The organism is Shewanella sp. AS16 (assembly GCF_021412365.1).
GTDB lineage: Bacteria > Pseudomonadota > Gammaproteobacteria > Enterobacterales > Shewanellaceae > Shewanella > Shewanella salipaludis.
The window spans coordinates 1,063,607-1,083,658 of record NZ_JAKCLK010000001.1; the positions used below are offsets into that span (position 1 = coordinate 1,063,607).

16 protein-coding genes are annotated in these 20,052 nt (G+C 56.7%); 11 read left to right on the forward strand and 5 right to left on the reverse strand.

Features of this window, described 5'->3' with window-relative positions:
* Positions 1 to 100: 100 nt before the first annotated feature.
* On the forward strand, positions 101 to 1,066 hold the full coding sequence (locus tag LZP73_RS04795) for a zinc transporter ZntB (RefSeq protein WP_234233282.1): 966 nt from the start codon (positions 101 to 103) through the stop codon (positions 1,064 to 1,066).
* Between the two features lie 64 nt (positions 1,067 to 1,130).
* On the opposite strand, the gene fkpA is transcribed toward LZP73_RS04795, so the two are convergent.
* Entirely contained in the window at positions 1,131 to 1,895 is a 765-nt protein-coding gene (gene fkpA / locus LZP73_RS04800) for an FKBP-type peptidyl-prolyl cis-trans isomerase (protein ID WP_234233283.1), read from the reverse strand.
* A gap of 438 nt (positions 1,896 to 2,333) precedes the next feature.
* Here fkpA and LZP73_RS04805 point away from each other — a divergent pair, with 438 nt between their 5' ends.
* Positions 2,334 to 2,951: an aspartyl/asparaginyl beta-hydroxylase domain-containing protein gene (locus LZP73_RS04805; RefSeq protein WP_234233284.1), complete on the forward strand. Its 618-nt coding sequence runs from the start codon at positions 2,334 to 2,336 to the stop codon at positions 2,949 to 2,951.
* A 15-nt stretch (positions 2,952 to 2,966) separates the two neighbouring features.
* Here LZP73_RS04805 and LZP73_RS04810 read toward each other — a convergent pair whose 3' ends face one another.
* The 3 genes from LZP73_RS04810 to LZP73_RS04820 form a co-directional block, all read right to left on the reverse strand.
* Entirely contained in the window at positions 2,967 to 3,572 is a 606-nt protein-coding gene (locus tag LZP73_RS04810; protein ID WP_234233285.1) for a hypothetical protein, read from the reverse strand.
* 27 nt (positions 3,573 to 3,599) lie between these two features.
* Positions 3,600 to 4,112 (reverse strand): hypothetical protein, encoded by a 513-nt coding sequence (locus tag LZP73_RS04815; RefSeq protein WP_234233286.1) that lies wholly within the window; start codon positions 4,110 to 4,112, stop codon positions 3,600 to 3,602.
* 73 nt (positions 4,113 to 4,185) lie between these two features.
* On the reverse strand, positions 4,186 to 5,103 hold the full coding sequence (locus LZP73_RS04820; protein ID WP_234233287.1) for a phytanoyl-CoA dioxygenase family protein: 918 nt from the start codon (positions 5,101 to 5,103) through the stop codon (positions 4,186 to 4,188).
* A gap of 129 nt (positions 5,104 to 5,232) precedes the next feature.
* On the opposite strand from LZP73_RS04820, the gene LZP73_RS04825 reads away from it, so the two are divergent.
* The gene (locus LZP73_RS04825; protein WP_234233288.1) at positions 5,233 to 6,303 is read left to right on the forward strand and encodes a phytanoyl-CoA dioxygenase family protein; all 1,071 of its coding nucleotides are present in this window, start codon (positions 5,233 to 5,235) and stop codon (positions 6,301 to 6,303) included.
* Positions 6,304 to 6,413: 110 nt separating this feature from the next.
* Here the strand turns inward: LZP73_RS04825 and LZP73_RS04830 are convergent, their stop codons facing one another.
* Positions 6,414 to 7,160 carry a hypothetical protein gene (locus LZP73_RS04830; protein WP_234233289.1) on the reverse strand — a complete coding sequence of 249 codons (747 nt, stop codon included), beginning with the start codon at positions 7,158 to 7,160 and terminating at the stop codon, positions 6,414 to 6,416.
* A gap of 105 nt (positions 7,161 to 7,265) precedes the next feature.
* On the opposite strand from LZP73_RS04830, the gene LZP73_RS04835 reads away from it, so the two are divergent.
* The 8 genes from LZP73_RS04835 to LZP73_RS04870 form a co-directional block, all read left to right on the forward strand.
* Complete coding sequence (locus LZP73_RS04835; protein WP_234233290.1) at positions 7,266 to 7,778, forward strand: GNAT family N-acetyltransferase; 513 nt, start codon at positions 7,266 to 7,268, stop codon at positions 7,776 to 7,778.
* A 210-nt stretch (positions 7,779 to 7,988) separates the two neighbouring features.
* Complete coding sequence (locus LZP73_RS04840) at positions 7,989 to 8,285, forward strand: DUF6916 family protein (RefSeq protein ID WP_234233291.1); 297 nt, start codon at positions 7,989 to 7,991, stop codon at positions 8,283 to 8,285.
* A 56-nt stretch (positions 8,286 to 8,341) separates the two neighbouring features.
* Positions 8,342 to 8,890 (forward strand): phage tail protein, encoded by a 549-nt coding sequence (locus LZP73_RS04845; protein ID WP_234233292.1) that lies wholly within the window; start codon positions 8,342 to 8,344, stop codon positions 8,888 to 8,890.
* A gap of 11 nt (positions 8,891 to 8,901) precedes the next feature.
* Positions 8,902 to 9,423 carry a phage tail protein gene (locus tag LZP73_RS04850; RefSeq protein WP_234233293.1) on the forward strand — a complete coding sequence of 174 codons (522 nt, stop codon included), beginning with the start codon at positions 8,902 to 8,904 and terminating at the stop codon, positions 9,421 to 9,423.
* 11 nt (positions 9,424 to 9,434) lie between these two features.
* The gene (locus LZP73_RS04855) at positions 9,435 to 9,971 is read left to right on the forward strand and encodes a phage tail protein (RefSeq protein ID WP_234233294.1); all 537 of its coding nucleotides are present in this window, start codon (positions 9,435 to 9,437) and stop codon (positions 9,969 to 9,971) included.
* Between the two features lie 99 nt (positions 9,972 to 10,070).
* Positions 10,071 to 11,336, forward strand: a complete 1,266-nt coding sequence (locus LZP73_RS04860) for a S8 family peptidase (protein ID WP_234233295.1) — start codon at positions 10,071 to 10,073, stop codon at positions 11,334 to 11,336.
* 76 nt (positions 11,337 to 11,412) lie between these two features.
* The gene (locus tag LZP73_RS04865; protein WP_234233296.1) at positions 11,413 to 12,693 is read left to right on the forward strand and encodes a TIGR03032 family protein; all 1,281 of its coding nucleotides are present in this window, start codon (positions 11,413 to 11,415) and stop codon (positions 12,691 to 12,693) included.
* Positions 12,690 to 20,052: Ig-like domain-containing protein (locus LZP73_RS04870; RefSeq protein ID WP_234233297.1), on the forward strand; the 7,363-nt coding region annotated here is incomplete at its 3' end. The genes LZP73_RS04865 and LZP73_RS04870, both read left to right, overlap by 4 nt.

Here is a 20,052-nt window from a genome sequence, read left to right on the forward strand (position 1 = left end):
AAATGGCCAAACTTCAAGAACCCAGGTTTGAAATACTTCTTTTCCCCACAAAAATCAGTTAGTTTGAATTTTATTCGTGCACTCGACCAAGGATCACTCCATGCAGGATGAATTTGTATATGGCTTAGTCTTGTCCGGTGAACGGGCCGGAGCCCGGCTTAACAGTGATGAGGCCAGGCTCTGGGATCCCGCCGATGGCCTGTTGTGGCTGCATTTACAATACCGACATCAGAAGGCTAAGGAGTGGATAACCCATGCCGGGCTATCCAAGGTCGATAGCGACGCCCTCCTGGCCCAAGACACACGCCCCAGAGTCGTCGGCAGCGAACAGGGATTATTATTGTCCCTGCGCGGCGTCAATCTCAATCCGGGCGCAGATCCGCAGGACATGGTGGCGGTGCGCATCTATGCCGACAGCAGCAGGATAATCAGCACCTGCGGCAGGGAATTGCAGTCGGTTAAAGACGTTGCCGAGCTGATAATGTCGGGACAAGGCCCCAGGAGCAGCGGTGAGTTTATCCTTGCCGTCTGCGAACGCCTTACCGATCGCAAGGTGGAATTTATCGACAAGCTCGAAGATCGGCTCGCCGAGCTGGAGGAAAAGGTGGTCACCAACGATGTCCAGGGGCTGAGAGCCGACATCGCCGAGTTGCGCCGTCAAACAGTCGCGGTGCGCCGTTATCTGGCCCCCCAGCGCGAGGCCTATTCGCGCATGCTCAGCGAAGCCACGACTCTGTTCAATGACAACGACAGACTCAAGCTCAGGGAGGTCAACGACAAACTGATCCGCACCATAGAAGATCTCGATGCCATCCGCGACAGGGCCAATGTCACCCAGGAAGAATTGCTCAGTCAGCAGTCGGAGCAAGTCAATAAACGCCTGTATGTGCTTGCGCTGATCTCGGCGATCTTCCTGCCGCTGGGTTTTTTAACCGGCCTGCTCGGGGTCAACATAGGGGGGATCCCGGGGGCCGAACAGCCCTGGGCCTTCGCGATATTCTGCAGCATGCTGTTAGTCCTGGTGGGCTTGCAGATGTGGCTCTTCTACCGGCATAAGTGGTTGTAAGAAATGAGAAGCCAATAAAAAAGGACGCGAGAGCGTCCTTTTTCGGTTCGACTTAAACTTAGACTTACTTAGTCTCAACAGCCTCAGGCGCTTTTGCCTTCTCGACCGATACCAGCTCCACCTCGAAGATCAGGGTAGAGTTGGCCGGGATGGTACCTGTGTCGCGATCACCATAGGCCAGCTCGGCCGGGATCACGAACTTGTACTTGGCACCGACAGGCATCAGCTGCACACCCTCGGTCCAACCCGGGATAACCCGGTTCAGCGGGAACTTAGCGGTTTCGCCACGCTTATATGAGCTGTCGAATTCTGTGCCATCGAGCAAGGTGCCGCGATAATGCACTTCGACCGTGTCTTCTGCCGCAGGCTTCTCGCCTGTGCCGGCAGTCAGCACTTCATACTGCAGGCCGGACTCGGTCGTCACTACGCCCTCTTTAGCCTTGTTCTCTTCGAGGAATTTCTTGCTTTCCTCCAGATTCTTGGCGGCCAGCGCTGCGGCTTGTGCCTGGCGCTTCTCGTTCAGCTTCTTGTCCAGATTCTGCAATACAGTTTGCATTTCTTCTTCAGTCAGTTTCATCTCACCGTTGAGGCCATGGGTAAAGCCTGTGATGAGCAAGTCGCGATCGACTGGCATGCCCAGTTCTTCCTGCTCCTTGATGTGACCCGACATGTAAGTTCCTATCGATGCGCCAACGCTATAGGCTTCTTTCTGTGCATCGGTAGTCAATTCGACACTGGCAGGGCTTGCAGTAGTTTTTTGTTCTTGATTACAAGCAGATAGGCCAACTACAGCCAATGCTACTAGAGATAATTTATAAATCGATTTCATTAAAGCTTCCTCAGCATCTTCAAGCGGTCACAATAACCTAAGTTGTTATAAGTGCAATCACTTTATACTAGTTAAATCCGTAATACCAATGACATTCTTCATGCCTATCTCGACTAAAGCCATCACTCACAACTTATTACAGACAGGCATTTTCGCCGCAAGTTCATGGATAAAAAATGTTTGCCTATTATTTACTCGCCTCTATCCTGTCACTGTCCATTCTCAGCAGAACGCCATCAAAGGCGGATGCTACGGATCAGGGCACCGGCAGAGCCAATGCGCCAGTTGCGCCAAGAGGGTAAGCCAATGCATTGTAAAATAAAAATCATGCGTTGCTTCGAGCGACACTAGCATACTCTTGATGACAAACTGTCGATGGAGCAACCGGAGTCCCCGGCTCACATCCACAAGGGTATAGCTGAAAAACATGGAGTCTCTATGGAAAGCCATTATTCAAACACAAAGGACAATCTCTTGTTTGCCAAGTTACCCTGGCGTTTCGAGCCAGGCGCACTGCAGCTGGAACTGGAGCGATTCCAGGCCGACAACTGGCTCCCCCATGTCAATCGGGCCAACTATGGCGGCAGTTGGGCGGTGTTGCCCCTGCGCTGCCTCGCCGAACACGCCCAGGCTCATCCCATACTGCAAGGCTTTGCCATAGAAACCGGCGACGCCTGGTGTAACCTGCCGGCATTGACCCAGGCGCCGGCCATGCTCGGCATCATAGAGCGACTGCGATGTCCCGTCGGCGCCGTGCGTCTGATGCGTTTGCAGGCCGGTGCCCATATCAAGCCCCACAGAGACAAGGGCCTGAGCCTGGAATATGGTGAAGCCAGATTACACCTGCCAATCACCACAGATCCCAAGGTAGAGTTCGTTGTCGGCGGGCGGCGCGTCCCCATGCCGGCTGGCGAGCTCTGGTACATCAACGCCGACGCCGAGCATAGCGTGAATAACAAGAGCCCAGGGGACAGGGTCAACCTGGTGATAGATTGCAAGGTCAATGACTGGCTGAGGGAGCTTATCCGGGGGGCTGAGGTCAAATGGCCCTGTTAGCGCCCAGGCCGGCGTTTAGGGCTTGTCCCCATGCAGGCTTAAGCGGGCAAGCAAGGTTGCAATGAGCCGGCGGATTTGCCCGTTCGTTTGCCTGTGTTCGGCGTTAATCTTGCCGATCTTGTGCCTCTGCTGCTGCAACTCTTGCTGCAACCCCTGAACTACTTGCGCCTGGCGATTCTGCGAGTCCAGACCGGCTTTCATCGGCGCTAAGTTCAGCAACAAGTCGGCCAGTTCGAGCTCGGCCCGGCTCTTTGCCCCATCTATCCGTATCACCTGCATTTCAAGCTCGCGCAAGCGCGCTATGAAGTCGGTTATCTCGGCGCCGACGGCGGGAAAAGCGGCGCCGAATTGCTGCAGCCGCGTTATGACGCCGTCCCGTGCCGTCGTATGGGCGCAGCCAAGGTGCGCCCGTTTCGAGGCGGAACAAATGCCCGGACGTAGAAAATGGCTTTCCTCACCCAGAGTGCGCCTTCGCGGACAGCCCTCCCCCGCATCCCAAAGCACCCTCTCATGGCTCAGATCGCAATCCAGGATCTTGGTTTGCGCCAGGTTTGCCTGCAGCTCCGCCAGGGCCGCGGTGAAGTCGCCGGTGAAACCCGCCTCTCCGCTACGCTTTCCCATCAGAGATTTCCCATCAGAGATTTCCCATCATAGTTTGCCCAGTTGCGCCCGGCGATAAGCTTCATCGCGAAACCAACGCAGCATCTTGGGAAAACCTTGGGGGTGCCCTGGCTGCTCGCACATGAACCAGGAGTAGAGCAGCGGATAACCGAAACCGCGATTGCCGGCAAAGGCCTCTATTAGGTTGGTGGAAGCTCCGCGATAGCCATGGGGATGGAACAACACCTCGGGGGCCAGACCCAGGTGCATCGCCGCCGCCCATGACCAGGCGATGGCCGCCATCTCCTCTCCGCCCTGGTGACCCGCGTCTTTCATATCGCCGCACAGGTCGCCGCGGGCCGTCTCCGGCGAAACGGCAATATGACCCGCCTCATGCAAGAGATCCCCCGGATACAGCAGCTTGGCCATGTCTATGAGCAGGCCACCTGCCACTATCCTGATCCCAGGCAAGAAGCTCGCCTCGTGGATGTCACCCAGTTTATAGGGCAAGCCAATGTCATCGAAGAAAGCCAGGATAGCCTGCACTGTTTTTGGGCTCATGGCTGTATTTGGGCTCATGGCTGTGTTTTGACTCATGGCTGTGTCTTGGTTCATCTCTCTGTCCGCACAAGTGCTATGCCCGCAGATCCGCAGGCACAGGATAGTCAGGATGCTCGACCGGGAAGGTCGCCCACACCGCGGGCAGCGGCGGTTGCCAGAGTGCTTCGAGGCGGGCCTTGAGCTCGGCACTGTCCACCTTGCCGACGGGATAACGTTCGAGCCAGGACTCGGGGACACAGGCCGAGTCGGCTCGCTCCAACACCAGCGCCATCCACTGCCGGCGCAGTTCGGCCCACTCCCGGCTCTGGGCGCCGCTTTCAAGAATGCCCTCCAGGGGACGCATCTCTATATAAAGGGTACGGCGACAACCTGGACTGCGTTTCGGCTGGGAGCCATGGAGTATCATCATGTCCTGCACCAGTATATCTCCCGCCCTGGCGGGTTGCTCTACCACCCCAGGGATAGCCCAGCCATGTTCGGCCGACAGTCCCTGGATATCGTGCAGCCTATGCTGGGTGCCTGGCACATAACGCAGACAACCATCGCCGGCCGGGGCATCGTCGAGATAGACACCGATATTCAGGTAAGGGTAACGGCGCGAATGCTGCGCGCCCTGATGCCAGTTGATCACTGGATGGGGATGCTGATACTTATAGAGAATATCCATCTGCATGGGCACGGCTTGCTCACCGCATAGCCTATGGGCGATAGCCAACATGGCGGGGCAGGCGAGCAAGTCCAGCGAAGCCTCCCAAGCCTGGGTAAAGACATCGTCGTAACGCATCAGCCTGGGGCCGACCGGATCTTCGACGACGCAGGCATGAGCGAGCGATTTCCCGGCGTGAAAGCGGGCCAAGGCATCTTGCTCCAATGTGGCGGCTATGGCTTGCCATTGCGCGAGTTGCTCCGACGGCAACCCAGCCCTCAGCAACAGGTATCCCTTATCCTCGAAGTCTTGCCGCTGAAACTCGGAAAGCGTAAATATCGTCATCCCTGCCACCCCAAATAGAATACATGAAGATAAATATTTAGCAGAACTTGCCGGGAACACAAAAGCTTCTATCCTGAATTTTGAAAATAAAAACAAGCTGCTAACCCGGCACCAAGGAGAGGGCTTACCATGGCCGATGTGACAGTTACCAGGAAAAGCGCACCATCAAGCCACGCCGCCAAGCTATCGACCGAGGCTCCCATGCCGGCCGGCTACGAGGACAAGGGAGAGCTGGGGCTGTATCAGCTGAAGCGGATATTTACCAAGATACAGTTGAGCAAAGCCGGACAGCTGGATACCAAGCTAACCCAAGCCGAATGGTCGCTGGATCTCATGCTGTACGACGAACTGAATCTGGGGCTCGAGCCCGCGCTGCAGGCCCTGTACCGCTATCCCTCCTTCACGGAGTTTGAACACTGGGTGTTGGCCCAGAATGACGGCGTCCTTGCCCCTGAGTCAGTCAGCGCCCTCAACGCCAGAGTCAGTGCCTTCTATGCCGCGACCGCCTCAGCCGCCACCTCAGCCCACGACCCTGGCATTCTGTCGGCGTCTGACTGGCAACACTGGCAGGAGCAAGGTTTCCTGGTGATCCCGGATGTGCTCGACGAGACACTCTGCCGCCGGGCAAGAAAACTTGTCTATGACGAACTCGGCATGGACGCAAGCCGCCCCGAGACCTGGTATCAGCCGAGTAACAAGCTGCAGAAAATCATGGTGCAACTCTTCAATCATCCTGTCTTGAGCGAGATCCGCCATGTCCCCAAGATCAGGGCCATTTTTGAGGCCCTGTGGCAAACGGATGCCCTGTGGATGAGCACCGACAGGGTCGGTTTTAACCCGCCTGAGCGCCCCGACTGGCAGTTCCCCGGGCCGGGAATGCATTGGGATCTGAACTTTCATCAGCCGGTGGAATTTGGCACCCAGGCCCTCATCTATCTCTCAGATACGGCAGAGAACCAGGGCGCCTTCTGCTGTGTTCCCGGCTTCCACAAGAAAATTGACGCTTGGCTGGCGAGCTTACCCCAAGGCGCAGATCCCCAGGACCAGGATTGGCAAGGGTGGAATGTGCAGCCCATAGCCGCCAGGGCCGGCAGCCTCATCATCTGGCATCAGGCCCTGCCCCATGGCAGCAGCCCCAACAGGGCAAAGAGCCCGCGGATAGTGCAGTACCTCAACATGCGGCCGCTGTCGCGGCGTTAAAGATAAAATCAAACCCGTTATCTTAAGTAAAAGACCAGGAGCCACTGACTTTGAATAACAGGCAATAAGCCACTGGCTATGAGTACGGGCGCCCTTGGCAGAGCCTGTGGCTAACAGGCGTAACCCAATTGGCGTGCAAGCGCCAATATCTCAGGATGTTGCCCTATGGCATGGGGGGCAACTTGCCCCTGGGGTTCGCCGTTGAAGCGATCGACCGGCTGAAAAGTGTCCCGTTCCAGGCCAAATGCCAATCCGGAAAAATCGGCAATCCGCGCCACAGTGGCAGGGGTAAAGAGGCTGTCATAGGGCACTGTCAGCCAATGCTGTTCCGGCCAGTCTTGCCTGTATCTTGCCGCCTGCAGGTTCACCTCGGCCCAATAATAAAGGCATTTTTCAAATGGGGTTAAGCCTGGCCAGCGCTCGGCATAATGAGGCAACTGCGCCCCGGGTGCCTCGGGATGGAAAAATTGCTTCTCCTGTATATGGGGCAGAATGGGGGGAACGAAAACATTCAGTTTCAACAGGGAGCTGGCATTGTCTATGGGGTTGCGATGGATATAAATCAGTTTCACTGCGCCACCCAATTCTTGCCTGAACCAATCCAGGTGACGCCAGCAGGGGAAGCCACACTCCATATAATGCCCCCCTTTTTGCAACTGTCCCTCGATCTGCGCCAGATGGGCCAGTAACGGTTCCCGATTGTGTGCCAGTGGCATGGACGGGCTGTTCGTCATGGGAGCGTAAGCCAGATGCAGCGGTTCATGGGTCACTGTGCCTTCGGGATTGGACGCTTGCAGGTGCCTGGCCAACCATTGAGTACCGCAGCGTCCGGGGGAAAGTACGAAAGTTGCTGTCATGTTTCTCCTGATGTGGCAAAGTTTTGGTCTATAGTAAGAAAGCTACAATAAATCACAGAGATTACATAATCTTAATACCATTATGTGTTTAACAAGGAACCAGCAATGCGTAAGTTGAACCTACCCGATGGCTTGCATATTCGCCCCTCAAGACCCAGCGACAGACCGTTTCTCGAGCAACTGCACCATGCCACCCGAGAAGACCTGCAGCTGATACAAGGTGAAAAAGAACTGATCGAATCCGTCATAGAGATGCAATTTAAGGCCCAGAACCAAGGTTATGGCGATCAATTCCCCAATGCCATGTACTTCATCATAGAAAAACACCATGAAGCCATAGGCAAGGCAACCCTGGATTTTGGCCATAATGAAATACGCTTACTCGACATCGCCTTCTTACCCCAGGCCCGTCGACATGGGTTCGGCAAAGCCATTATTCAGTCATTCCAAATGGCGGCGACCCAAGCTTGCGCCCCCTTATCCCTCACAGTATTGAAAGACAATCTTGCCGCTCAAAGACTCTATTTATCCCTGGGCTTCAGGGTCGATTCATTTCAGGAACCCTATTATTTTATGGCCTGGTATCCCCCGACCCAAAGGGTCATGTCGGCCGGCTAGTCTCTATGATGACGCCAGCCGACGGACGAGGCCTGCGCCCCTCACGCCTAGGGTGTCGCGGTTCCCAAAAAAGAATAACAACATTAAACAAACAATTTTAACCTTTTGGATACCGGTTTGAAATTTAAGGCTATACTGCTTGAGTTGCTGTAGATATAACCACCTCCTCGGGTGGTACACATTGGACCGACAGAGTACAAGGAAGATGCAGTGGAAAAATTCAACTTTGACGTTTTGACCCCCTTATTGGATCAGCAAGTTGCCGTATTTGCCCCAGATTCAGACACTAAGCTTACCGATCTCACCATCACCCAGGTGAGCAGGGGAGCCCCCCACGGAGATGAATTCGATGCTTTCTCGGTCGAATTTAAAGGCGATAAAAACCAGCATTGCCCCCAGGGCAACTATCTCCTGAAACACCCGGGTTTCGGTGAGATGACGCTGTTTATGTCGCCCCATGCCATAGACTCATACCAGGTTTGTATTTCACGCAGGAAGAATGACTGAAAAGCAAACACGTTTTGCTGTTTAGCCTTGCCAGATAAATATAAAGAGGAACTCTTATGTCAGAACCTTTCTTGGGAGAAATTCGCCCTGTGGCCTATAATTTCGCTCCGCTGAATTGGGCCACCTGTGACGGGCAGCTATTGCCCATATCCGAAAATCAGGCGTTATTTGCACTCTTGGGGAATAGCTATGGTGGTGATGCCAGAACCACTTATGGACTCCCTAATTTGAAGGGGCGTACCCCCATACATACAGGCACCTATCAGTACGAAACCACCCTGGATTATGAGCGGGGCAATTTTGGCGGCCAGGACTATGTCACTCTGACCACATCACAAATGCCGGCGCACAGGCATGTGTTTAACGCCACGGCGCAGGAGGGAGATACCCCGGTGATCTATTCTCCCACCCAGACAAACAACATGCTGGCCGTAAGCGCTTCGGCCAGTGGCATAGCTTATTATACATCGGACTCAGCGAGCGTAGCTTTGGCCCCGGATACGGTATCTAGCAGCGGCCAAGGGCAAAGCCATTACAATGTGCAGCCGAGTCTCGGCCTGCTATTCACCATCGCCATGAAAGGCATCTTCCCGCCACGCAATTAGGAGACTCGATTATGGCACAACCCTATCAAGGCGATATCAGGATGTTCGCCGGCATTTATGCTCCACTCAACTATGCCTTCTGCAACGGCACCCTGATGACGGTTGCAGACAATGAAGCCCTGTTTTCCCTGCTCGGCACAGCCTACGGCGGTGATGGCCGCACCAGTTTCGCCCTGCCTGAGATGCGTGGCCGCATCCCGGTTCATCGCGGCCAGGCCCAGGGGAATCCCCTTGACTGGACCCAGGGACAACGCCAGGGCATGGGTTCTGTCGCCCTGACCCAGGCTCAGCTCCCCCCGCACAACCATGACTTCAACGTCAGCAACAGCGATGCCAACCTCACCTCGCCGGCGAACAACAGCATAGGCATGGAAAATCACTATGTGAGTGTCGCTGGAGTGACGGCCTCGGGGAACTTACCTTCGGCTGCCCTGGAAAACAGTGGCCAGAGTCAGGCTCACGGCAACATGATGCCTTATGGCGCGATTAACTTCATCATTGCCCTCAAGGGCATATATCCACCAAGAAATTAACGGAGATCATCATGTCACAGGCATTTATAGGAGAGATCCGGATTTACCCTTATGCTTATAGCCCGAGAAACTGGACCCATTGCGACGGCCAACTCTTGTCTATCAGCCAGAATCAGGCGCTGTTCGCGATAATGGGCACCACCTATGGCGGCGACGGTCGCACTACCCTGGCAACGCCCAACTTACAGGGACGCGCCCCCTTGCATGCGGGCATTGGACCCGGCTTGCCACCCCATGTGCTGGGGGAACGTGGCGGACAGGCGACGGTTGAGCTGGATGAGAGTGAAATGGCATCCCACAATCATGACATCAAGGGTGCCAAAGGATCTGGCTCAACCAACGTCGCCTCATCGACCACCTATCTTGGGCAGCAAAAACCCACAGCACTTGTCTACAAAAAAGACTATCAAAGCGGGCAAAGCCTGAGTGCACTCAACTCAGGCACCATAGCCAGCAGCGGCGCGAGTCTGCCCCACGAGAATCGCCAACCCTTTTTGGCCATCCCTTTTTGTCTCTGTCTGGACGGTATGTTCCCCTCGAGAAATTAGGGCAGCAGCGGACAGCGCCGGAACCCTTCCGGCGCTGTCCGCGACTTGCTTGTTGACCTTGGTAAAACAGGATAAATTCTCTCTGTCAAGATGTTATGCATGACTCACAATGAACCCAAACACTCACACATGATTAATTTCTCTCACCGCCTCAAAATACTCAAGCCTCCCCTCAAGCGCTGGCTATGCCTTTGCCTGTGTCTGAGTCTGGGTATAGTGAGTTTCCCTCCCCAGGCCGCCGACCTCAGCTTCCTGAATCTGGGAGACAGAGTCAGGCTGACGACCTCGGATGAACAGAGTCAGGTGGAGTATCTGGGCCACTCCCTGAGAATCGCGGCACGTCTCATAGTCAAGAAATCCAAGTCACTGCCAGTCAGCCAGTTGCAAAATCTGGACGAGCGCATAGTCAAGCTACAGCAACTCTACAATGCCGACGATTACGATTATGTGCTGCTAAGGCTCAGCAGCCTGGCCGCCATGGAAAGCATAAAGGCCAAACTCGACACCTTGCCGGGCATCTTATTGATACAACCTGATATATTGCAATTACAGCATAAATCGACCCAGACGGGAGTGGACCATGCTGGCGCTACAAGCGACGCCTTGGCCGCTTACAGGTTGTTTAACCAGGGCAAGAGGATCACGGGAAAAGGCGTCAATGTTGCCGTCATAGATGACGGTTTTTCCCTGTCCCACCCGGCACTGGCCGGCACCCGGCTGGTGTTCAGCTATGATACCGTGACCCAGACGACGAACGTGGAACCTACCCTGGCATCGGATACCCACGGAACCAAGGTGGCCGGCATTCTCTTTGCCAGCAGCGAGCGACTCACAGGGCTGGTGCCAGAGGCCAATTTCATCGCCATCCGCCAACCCGATACCTGGACATCCGCCACCCTGTTGGCCTTCCAGCTGGCTAAGCTGACCCAAGCGGATGTCATCAACTGCAGCTGGCATACAGACTGGTTGCTGGAACCGATAAAAGATGTGGTTGACGACTTGGCGGCAACGGGACGTCACCACAAGGGAACGGCTGTGGTATTTGCCGCCGGCAACCAAGGCAGAGAAGTCGCAGTCAACGACACAGAGGCGGGTATCTTGTCCGCCATAGTGATAGGCGCAGTCACCCCGGCAGGCAAACTCGCCGGCTTCAGCAACAGAGGTACCAGCCTGGATGGCTACGCCCTGGGCACCCCAATACTGACGACAGCCCCCAAGGAGGAGTATCAGATGTTTGCCGGCACCTCGCTGGCGGCCGCCATAACCAGCGGTCAGATAGCGGCCATGATAGCCAAAGAACCCGATATCGAACTGACAGAAATAATCCATAAATTATCTGAGGTTAAATTGCCCGCACCCAGATAGTCGTATAAGATTCAGCTGATGGAATATTAATCAACCGCTGAACCTGCCCAATAAGAACCCATGGAATAAGGGAAATATGTCGCAAGCAACCCAAGCCAGAAACGACGGCATTTATGATGAGATGGACTACAGTGCCGAATATTCCGACAACCTGCCGGCTATTCTGAAGCAGCTGAATATTTCCCTCGCCTTTACCTCTTACCAGGCCGGTCGTCTCATGTTGGTCAGAAGCGATGGCGAAACCCTGGATATTAATTATAAGAGCTTCCCGCGGCCCATGGGACTCACAGTGACCCAGGATTCGCTCACCCTAGGCACCTTCACCCAGGTGATCAAATTCCAGCGCGAAGACTTGTTACTGGCACAAGTAAAACAGCCACTGCCATCCATAGAAGAAGATATTACCGCGCCGCGCATCAAGCCAAAAGAGCCGGAGCAGCCGGCCTCCGGCAGCGACGCCGATGCCGGGCTCAAGGCCGAGGCATCCGAACCGGATGTGGAGCTCACCCAGGAACAACTCGAGCGCCGCAAACAATGGCAAGCGTACCAGGAGGCCTTATTCGCGCCGCTCGATGAGAGAGCCGATGCCTGCTTCATCAGTCGCAGTGCCCACTTTACCGGCATGATCAATATTCATGATATCGACTGGGGAGACGAGGGGTTGTGGGCGGTCAATTCGAGTTTTTCCTGCCTCTGCACCCTGTCGCCCGATGCCAGCTTCATCCCGCGTTGGAAGCCCCACTTCATCAGTGAGCTGGGTCCAGAGGATCGCTGTCACCTCAACGGCATGGCTCTGAAAGACGGCAAGCCAGCCTATGTCACTACCTTCTCCCAATACAATGAACCCGCCAAGTGGCGCCACAGCGACGAGTTCAACGGCACCCTGATGGAGGTCGCCGGCAATCGCATCCTGCTCGAGGGCCTGGCCATGCCCCATTCGCCGCGCTGGCATGAGGGCAAGGTCTATTTCTGTAATTCCGGCTATGGCGAGCTCTGCAGTTACGATCCGGCATCGGGCAGGCATGAGACTATTGCCAAACTGCCGGGTTTCACCCGCGGCATGGACTTCTATGGCCCGCTGCTGTTTGTCGGTCTGTCCAAGGTGCGCGATGGCGCAGTCAACAAGCCCTCCCCCCTGAAGGAAATGTACCAAGAGACCTTTTCCGGCATCTGGATCATCAACCTGGAAGACTCGAGCCAGGTCGCCCACATCAGCTTTACCGGCAATGTAGATCAAATTTACGACATAGCCGTATTAACCGATTGCAGTTTTCCCGAATTGATAGAACCCCAACACCCACGCATGCGTAACCATTTTTGCTTTCCGGCACTGGCGGAATCGAGGGACAGATCATGAGTCAGACCAACAAGAAGTCCAAAGGCGCAACCGGCCTGCAAATGCTCCTGCCGGCCCTGCTGCTGGCCCAACCGGCCATGGCCTCGGTACGTTCGGCCAGTGTCTCCCGCAGCCGCAGCGGACGACAACATGCCGTGATAACTGGCACCATGGCAACACCCGAGCAGGCAGCAGCACCCAAGACCAGCCCCTTCGCGGCATTCGGGGGCATGGAAAGCCAGCGCCAAGCCCTGCCGAGCGGCCCAGCCGACGCCATGGCATTTTTGCGCCGCCAAGGTTTGCTGCTCCAGGGCGATACCAGACACGCTGCAGCCCTGTCCGGCCAGTATCTGGACGATCCCCTGGGCAGAAAAACCTTCGCTGTCAGCCCCGATGGCTTGAACACCAACAAAACGAAATTCGACGTCTCCAGTCTTACCAGTTTTTTTAAGGTTGTTACGACTTGTGCGGTTGGTGCACAACAGACTCGGCTCTTTGTTTTTATACAAACAGTTACGCATAACACTGCTACCTGTCACGATAATGGCACTTTTCAGGCAACAACGGATATACGTGTTGCCAACGGCCAATGTGTCGTTGCCTTGAGAGAGTGCTTATACGGCGTCGCAAACAGCGCCCCGACCAATATCTCACTCACCAGCACCAGCGTTAACCAGAGCCTCGGCGTCAATGCGACAGTAGGCACCCTAAGCACCACAGACGCAGACAGTGGCGATAGCCATACTTATTCACTGGTCGCCGGCACTGGCGATACAGACAACGCCAGTTTTAACATCAGCGGCAGCACGCTTAGGGCCAATGACGCCTCGGCGCTGGCCGCGGGCTCTTATTCGGTGCGCATCAATACCAACGACGGTACGGCCGATTACGCCAAGGCACTGACCATTACCGTGGTGGATAATCTTTGGCCCACTTATCAAAATGGTACACCCAGCCTATCCGGCACGACCCAGACTCAGACCACATTGACCACCAGGCTCAACGAAACCGGCGTCACCTATTGGGTGGTACTGGCAAGTGGGGCAGACGCACCTTTTGCCAGCCACATAAGAAACGGAACCGATCGTTACGGCCTTCCGGCGCCTTTTAGCGGCAATTATAATGTCACCTCGGCCGGGGTCGATTTTAGCGATACCATAACAGGGTTGAGCCCGGGCACATCATACGACATCTGGGTAATGTCGGAAGATAATATTCCCAACCTGGGCACCACAAACCAGCTGGTTCTGACCACAGCAGCAGTGGATGCAGACGGCAGCTTGACGGCAGGCGGCGGCGTTTCCGAACCCGTGGCCCTGAATACCACAGTAGATACAGTAGGCGAAGCCGTTAACCTGTTCGACTTTACCCTGACCGACGGGAGCGGCGGGGACACATTGCCCATGACCGTCAGTCAAGTCGTGGTGAATGTGAGCGGTACTTCAACCGATAGCGAACGCGGCCAGGTGACCTGGAGACTGAACGGCAATGACGCATCCAACGTGGCCGGCGTTTATGACGCGGGGGCAGATACCATTACCTTTTCCGGTTTAAGCATTTCGGTGGCAGACGGCGGCAGTGAAACCTATACGATCAACGCCTATTACAATGACAATACCAACCTGACCGAAAACCACACCTTTATCTTGAGTGTAGATGGAGATACAGATCTGACCCTGGGTGCAGGCGGCACTCAGATGAGTACCACATCGCCGATAACCAACAGTACCGGCTCGACTATTGGTGTGACAGCTACCGCCCTGGCATTTACCACCCAGCCGGCAGGCTCTGTATCCGGCAGTAACCTGACCACCCAGCCGGTGGTGACGGCCCAGGACGCATTCGGCAATACCGATCTTGACTTTACCGAGACTATTACCCTGACCGAGGCCAGTGCAGGGACTCTGACTGGCACCAATGCCCTCGCGGCCGTCAGTGGGGTGGCGACTTTCACAGATCTGGTATACGGCGCAACGGCGGATCAGCAATCCTTCACCCTGACCGCCAATGATCAGGATGGCGTCGGCTCGGATCTGTCGACTGTGGATGCCAATGCGGTCACCTCGGACGTGGTGGCCACCAAGCTGTTGTTCACCACTCAGCCGTCCCCGCTGACAGTCACCAGCGGCATCCAAACCAGCTTCAGCACAGTACCTGTGGTGAAAGCGGTGGATGCCGATAACTTGGTTGATACAGGATACAGCACAGGGATTGCGCTGTCTGAAGTGAACGGCGCCGGCAGTGCCATCATGACGGGCACAGGAGACACAGACGCTAACGGGGCAACTGTCACCCTGATACCTTCCTCAGGCGTCGCAGCTTACACAGGCCTCTCGGTCACCTACACAGCATCGGGCAGCAGCGATGAGAGCTTCAATCTGCAGGCCAGTTCCGGCGGACTCAGTACGGCCAATACCAGTCAGCTGACTGCCGAGGTCATGGGGATCACAGATGCCACCTACAATGCAAGCACAGGGGTTTTGCTGGTTACCGGCACACATTTCACCGCCAATGGCGGCGGTGCCGACATCGACGCATCAAAACTGACCTTGACGGGCGAAAGCGGCGCAACCTATACCCTCACGGATACCTCAGATGTCGAGATAGACAGTGCCACCCAGTTCACCATCACCCTCAGTGCCAACGACAAACCCCATGTCGACGGTCTGCTCAATAAAGACGGCACTCAGTCCGACGGCGGTACCAACTACAATCTGGCGGCAGCCGATGACTATCTGACGGCGGTCACCGCAGGCGACACCTCGGACGCCACCAATGGCATTACCGTCAGTAACGTCGCCGCGCCAACCGTCACTTCGGCAGGTTACGACGCATCAACAGGCGTGCTGACGGTCACTGGCACCAATCTGGTGCATGCAACCGGTGCCGGCAATGACATAGATGCTTCCCTGCTGACCCTGACGGGCGAAGGCGGCAGCACTTATACCCTGACGGACACGGCCGATGTCGAAATAGGTTCGGTCACGTCATTCACCCTCACCCTGAGCGCCACAGATAAGGCCGCCATTAACCTCATTCTCAACAAGGACGGCAACAGCTCGACCGGCGCCACCAATTACAACCTGGCGGCCGCCGACGACTGGCAGCCGGGCGCTGCGGCCAGCAGCAACATAGCCGACCTCACGAACAATGACATCACAGTCAGCAACGTCGCAGTACCCACCATCGACTCGGCGACCTATGATGCCAACACGGGCGCCCTGGTGGTCACAGGCACAGACTTTACCAAGCTTGCGGGGGCGGGCAACGACATAGTCGCCAACAAGTTCAGCTTCACGGGTGAAGGCGGCGCCACTCATACCCTGACAGATACGGCCAACGTCGAGATAACTTCAGGCACGGCATTTACCCTGATGCTGAGCGCCAGCGACAAGGCCGCCATCAATCAGCTGGCCAATAAAAACGGCACAGACTCGACCGGTGGCACAGGCTATAATCTGGCCGCCGCCGAAGATTGGGCCGCAGGTGCCGACTCTGGCGTCACAGTGGCCGACTTAACCGGCAATGGCGTCACAGTCGCCAATGTGGCGACCCCAACTATTACCGGTGCCGGCTACAATGCCGCCACCGGGGTGCTGACTGTCTCCGGCAGCAACTTCAGCCAGGCAAGTGGTGCCACTAACGACATAGTCGCCAACAAGTTCACCCTCACGGGTGAAGGCGGCGCCACTTACAGCCTCACAGATACTGCCAACGTCGACATCAACTCGGCGACCGGTTTCAGTCTGGCCCTGAGCGCCACCGACATGGCGGCGGTCAACCAAATCATCAACAAGAATGGCGACACATCCACCGGCGGCACCAGCTATAATCTGGCCGCCGCCGAAGATTGGGCTGCAGGCGCGGACAGCACTGTGACTGTGGCCGATCTCACGGGCAACGGCATCACAGCCAACAGCGTCGCCGCGCCCACAGTCACAGGCGCCAGCTATGATTACGCCAACAACCTATTGACAGTCACAGGCACTGGCCTGCTGAAACGCAGCGGTGCAGGCAACGATATCGACGTGTCCATGCTGACCCTCACGGGAGAAGGCGGCGCCACTTATACCCTGGCAAGCTCAAGTGATGTGGAAATCACCTCGGGCACTGGTTTCACCGTCACCCTGTCAGGCGCCGACATCTATCGGGTCGAGGCCCTGCTGAACCAGAACGGCGCCAGCGCGGCAAGCGGCACCAACTATAATCTGGCGGCGTTTGAAGACTGGAACACAGGTGCAGATAGCGCAGTGACCATTGCCGATCTCACAGACAACGGCATCACAGTCAGCAATTACACAACGCCGACGGTCACCTCGGCGACCTACGATTGGAATAGCGGCCAGCTGGTCATCACAGGCACAGAGTTGGTTAGCCTGGCGGGTGCAGGTAATGACATAGACGCCTCGCTGCTGAGTATCAGCGGCCAGGACGGCAGCTATAGCCTGACAGATTCCAGCGATGTCGAGCTTGTCAGCGCAACCTCGGCGACAGTGACGCTCAGCGCCACCGACAAGCTCAATGTCCATGGTCTGCTGAACAAGAACGGTACTGCCTCCAGCGGTCCCAACCCCAACATAGTGACCTACAACCTGGCGGCAATGGATAACTGGGTGGCAGGCTCGCCTCTGGCTGTCGACATTGCCGATCTGACGGGCAATGGCATCACCACAAGCAATGTCTGTACCCCGAGCATCACAGGCAGCAGCTATGATGCAGATACCGGCGTGGTGACAGTCACAGGCAGCTGCCTGTTCAAGAAACCCGGCGCCAACAACGACATAGATCTGTCCACTTTCACCTTCACGGGTGGTGTGGCCAACGCCACTTATACCTTAACCACCACCAATGACGTGGAGATAAGCTCAGACACCGGCTTCAGCTTTACCCTGAGCGCTACCGACAAGACCAATGTCGATGCCCTGCTGGATCAACTGGGCAGCAGCTCCAGCGGCGGCTCCACTTATAACATTGCCGCCGCCGAAGACTGGCTGACCGCGGCCGATGCGGCGGCGACTATCGCCGATGCCGGCAATGGCGTGAATGTCACGGTCAACCCCCAAATCACCTCTGCCGGCTATAACCCGGCCACAGGTGTACTTGTGGTCACAGGCAGTAACCTGCAAGCCAATGCTGGCGGTGCCGACATAGACGCTTCCATGCTGACCCTGACCGGGGAAGCGGGCGGCAGCTATACACTCACAGACACAAGCGATGTCGAGCGGGACTCTCTTAGCCAATTTACCCTGATCTTAAGCGCCACCGACAAGGCCGCAGTCAACGCCCTGCTCAACAACACGGGCACCCAGTCCGACGATGCTACCCCCTATAACCTGGCCGCCGCAGACGACTGGAATACCAATATCACCGCCGGCGACACCTCGGACGCGTTGGCAACAGTGACAGTCAGCAACACGGCGCCGATACTGACCCAACTCGATGGCGATGCCGTCAGTTACAGCATAGGCGGCGCGGATGTGCTGCTCGACAATGGCAGCGACGCCACCCTGGACGATTTAAGCTCCCAACGTTTCGATGGCGGCTCTGTCACGGTCAGCATCACAGCCAACGCCCAGACGGCCGAGGACTTGCTGAAGATAGGCAACGGCGCCATCAGCACCTCGGGCAGCGATGTCATGCACTCGGACAGCGGCGGCACTATTATAGGAAGCTTCAGCGGCGGCAGTTCGGGGACAGACTTGGTGATAAGCCTCAACTCGGATGCCACTCTGGCACGGGTAAGAGATCTGTTATCGGCCCTGAAGTACGCCAACAGCGACACTGTCACAACCAACACCCTGAGTCGCAGCGTGCGCATCCTTATCAACGATGGCGACGGCGCCAATGCCGCCAACCAAGATGTCACTGTGGCCCTGGTGCGGGCGCCCATTATCGACCTCGACGGCGACGACAGCAGTGGTGCCGGCAATGGCAGCTACAGCGGCGTCTTTACCGAACAGGCCGGCGCGGTGGCGGCGGCAGACACAGACAACAGCATCAGCGATGACGGCGCGAGCTATAAAGCACTGCAGGTCACCCTGAGCAATAGGCCGGATGCTGCCTCGGAAAGCCTGAGCTCCAGCTATGGCACAGGCGCTCAAAACGTCAACGCTGAGGCCGTCACTATAGGGGCTTACAACAGTGCCACCGGCGTGCTGGATATCGTCATAGACGATACCTCCACCAGTGCCGCGACCATGCAGCTGTTGATCGCCTCCATTCGCTACGACAACAGCGCAGAGGAACCGGATAGCACATCCAGAATCATAAGCTTCGCCGCGACAGATACGGATGACAACCTGGGCCCAGTGGCCAGCTCAACCCTGAGCGTCACCAGAGTCAACGATGCGCCCACAGGCAGCGTCACTATCTCAGGCAGCGCCATTGAAGATCAGACCCTCACCGCCGCCAATAGCTTGGCGGACAATGACGGCCTGGGTGCGATAAGCTATCAGTGGCAACGCAACGGCGGCAACATAGCCGGCGCCACAGGCGGCAGCTACTTGCTGACCGACAGCGATGTCGGCACTGTTATCAGCGTCGTCGCCAGCTACACAGACGGCCAGGGCACGGCGGAGAGCGTGACCTCCTCGTCCACAGCGGCTGTCGCCAACGTCAACGATGCGCCCACGGGCAGCGTCACCATCTCGGGCCAGCCCATCAGAGCCCAAACCCTGACCGCCGCCAATACCTTGGCCGACGCCGACGGCCTGGGCGCCATCGGCTATCAGTGGCAGCGTAACGGCAGCAACATCAGCGGCGCCACAGCAGCCACCTATGTCCTGGTCACTGCCGATATCGGCACCGCCATCAGCGTCGTTGCCAGCTACACGGATGGTCATGGCACGGCGGAGAGCGTCACCTCGGGCAGCACGGCCCTGGTTGAGAACAACAACACGGCGCCGATACTCAGCGCTGGGGCGCTGAGCCTGGCAGAGGACGACAGCGCCAGCGCCGTCATCACAGTGACGGATGAAACCCCGGCCCAGGTGGCCCTGAGCATCACCACGCCACCCGCCCATGGCAGCGCCGAGCTCAACGGGAGTTTGCTGACCTATGTGCCGACGGCCAACTACAACGGCAGCGACAGCCTAACGCTCGTTGGCGACGATGGTGAATTCCTGTCGGCCCCCCTGACCATAGCCATCACAGTCACCCCGGTGAATGATGCGCCCGTGGCCAACGACGACAGCTTCACCCTGCCGGCCACCAACGACAACAGCTATAGCCTGGCGGTGCTGGCCAACGACAGTGATGTCGACACCGGGGATACCCTGAGCATCAGCAGCGCCAAGGCCGAGATAGGCAGCGTGACCATTGCCGGGCAGCAGCTGCTCTATAGCGCGCCGGCCAACCTGCACAGCGCCGTCACCCTGGGCT

Bases quoted from the DNA above. Each gene is read 5' to 3' on its own strand.
- LZP73_RS04795 (WP_234233282.1), top strand. From the start codon at position 101: ATGCAGGATGAATTTGTATATGGCTTAGTCTTGTCCGGTGAACGGGCC.
- fkpA (WP_234233283.1), bottom strand. From the start codon at position 1,895: ATGAAATCGATTTATAAATTATCTCTAGTAGCATTGGCTGTAGTTGGC.
- LZP73_RS04805 (WP_234233284.1), top strand. From the start codon at position 2,334: ATGGAAAGCCATTATTCAAACACAAAGGACAATCTCTTGTTTGCCAAG.
- LZP73_RS04810 (WP_234233285.1), bottom strand. From the start codon at position 3,572: ATGGGAAAGCGTAGCGGAGAGGCGGGTTTCACCGGCGACTTCACCGCG.
- LZP73_RS04815 (WP_234233286.1), bottom strand. From the start codon at position 4,112: ATGAGCCCAAAAACAGTGCAGGCTATCCTGGCTTTCTTCGATGACATT.
- LZP73_RS04820 (WP_234233287.1), bottom strand. From the start codon at position 5,103: ATGACGATATTTACGCTTTCCGAGTTTCAGCGGCAAGACTTCGAGGAT.
- LZP73_RS04825 (WP_234233288.1), top strand. From the start codon at position 5,233: ATGGCCGATGTGACAGTTACCAGGAAAAGCGCACCATCAAGCCACGCC.
- LZP73_RS04830 (WP_234233289.1), bottom strand. From the start codon at position 7,160: ATGACAGCAACTTTCGTACTTTCCCCCGGACGCTGCGGTACTCAATGG.
- LZP73_RS04835 (WP_234233290.1), top strand. From the start codon at position 7,266: ATGCGTAAGTTGAACCTACCCGATGGCTTGCATATTCGCCCCTCAAGA.
- LZP73_RS04845 (WP_234233292.1), top strand. From the start codon at position 8,342: ATGTCAGAACCTTTCTTGGGAGAAATTCGCCCTGTGGCCTATAATTTC.
- LZP73_RS04850 (WP_234233293.1), top strand. From the start codon at position 8,902: ATGGCACAACCCTATCAAGGCGATATCAGGATGTTCGCCGGCATTTAT.
- LZP73_RS04855 (WP_234233294.1), top strand. From the start codon at position 9,435: ATGTCACAGGCATTTATAGGAGAGATCCGGATTTACCCTTATGCTTAT.
- LZP73_RS04860 (WP_234233295.1), top strand. From the start codon at position 10,071: ATGACTCACAATGAACCCAAACACTCACACATGATTAATTTCTCTCAC.
- LZP73_RS04865 (WP_234233296.1), top strand. From the start codon at position 11,413: ATGTCGCAAGCAACCCAAGCCAGAAACGACGGCATTTATGATGAGATG.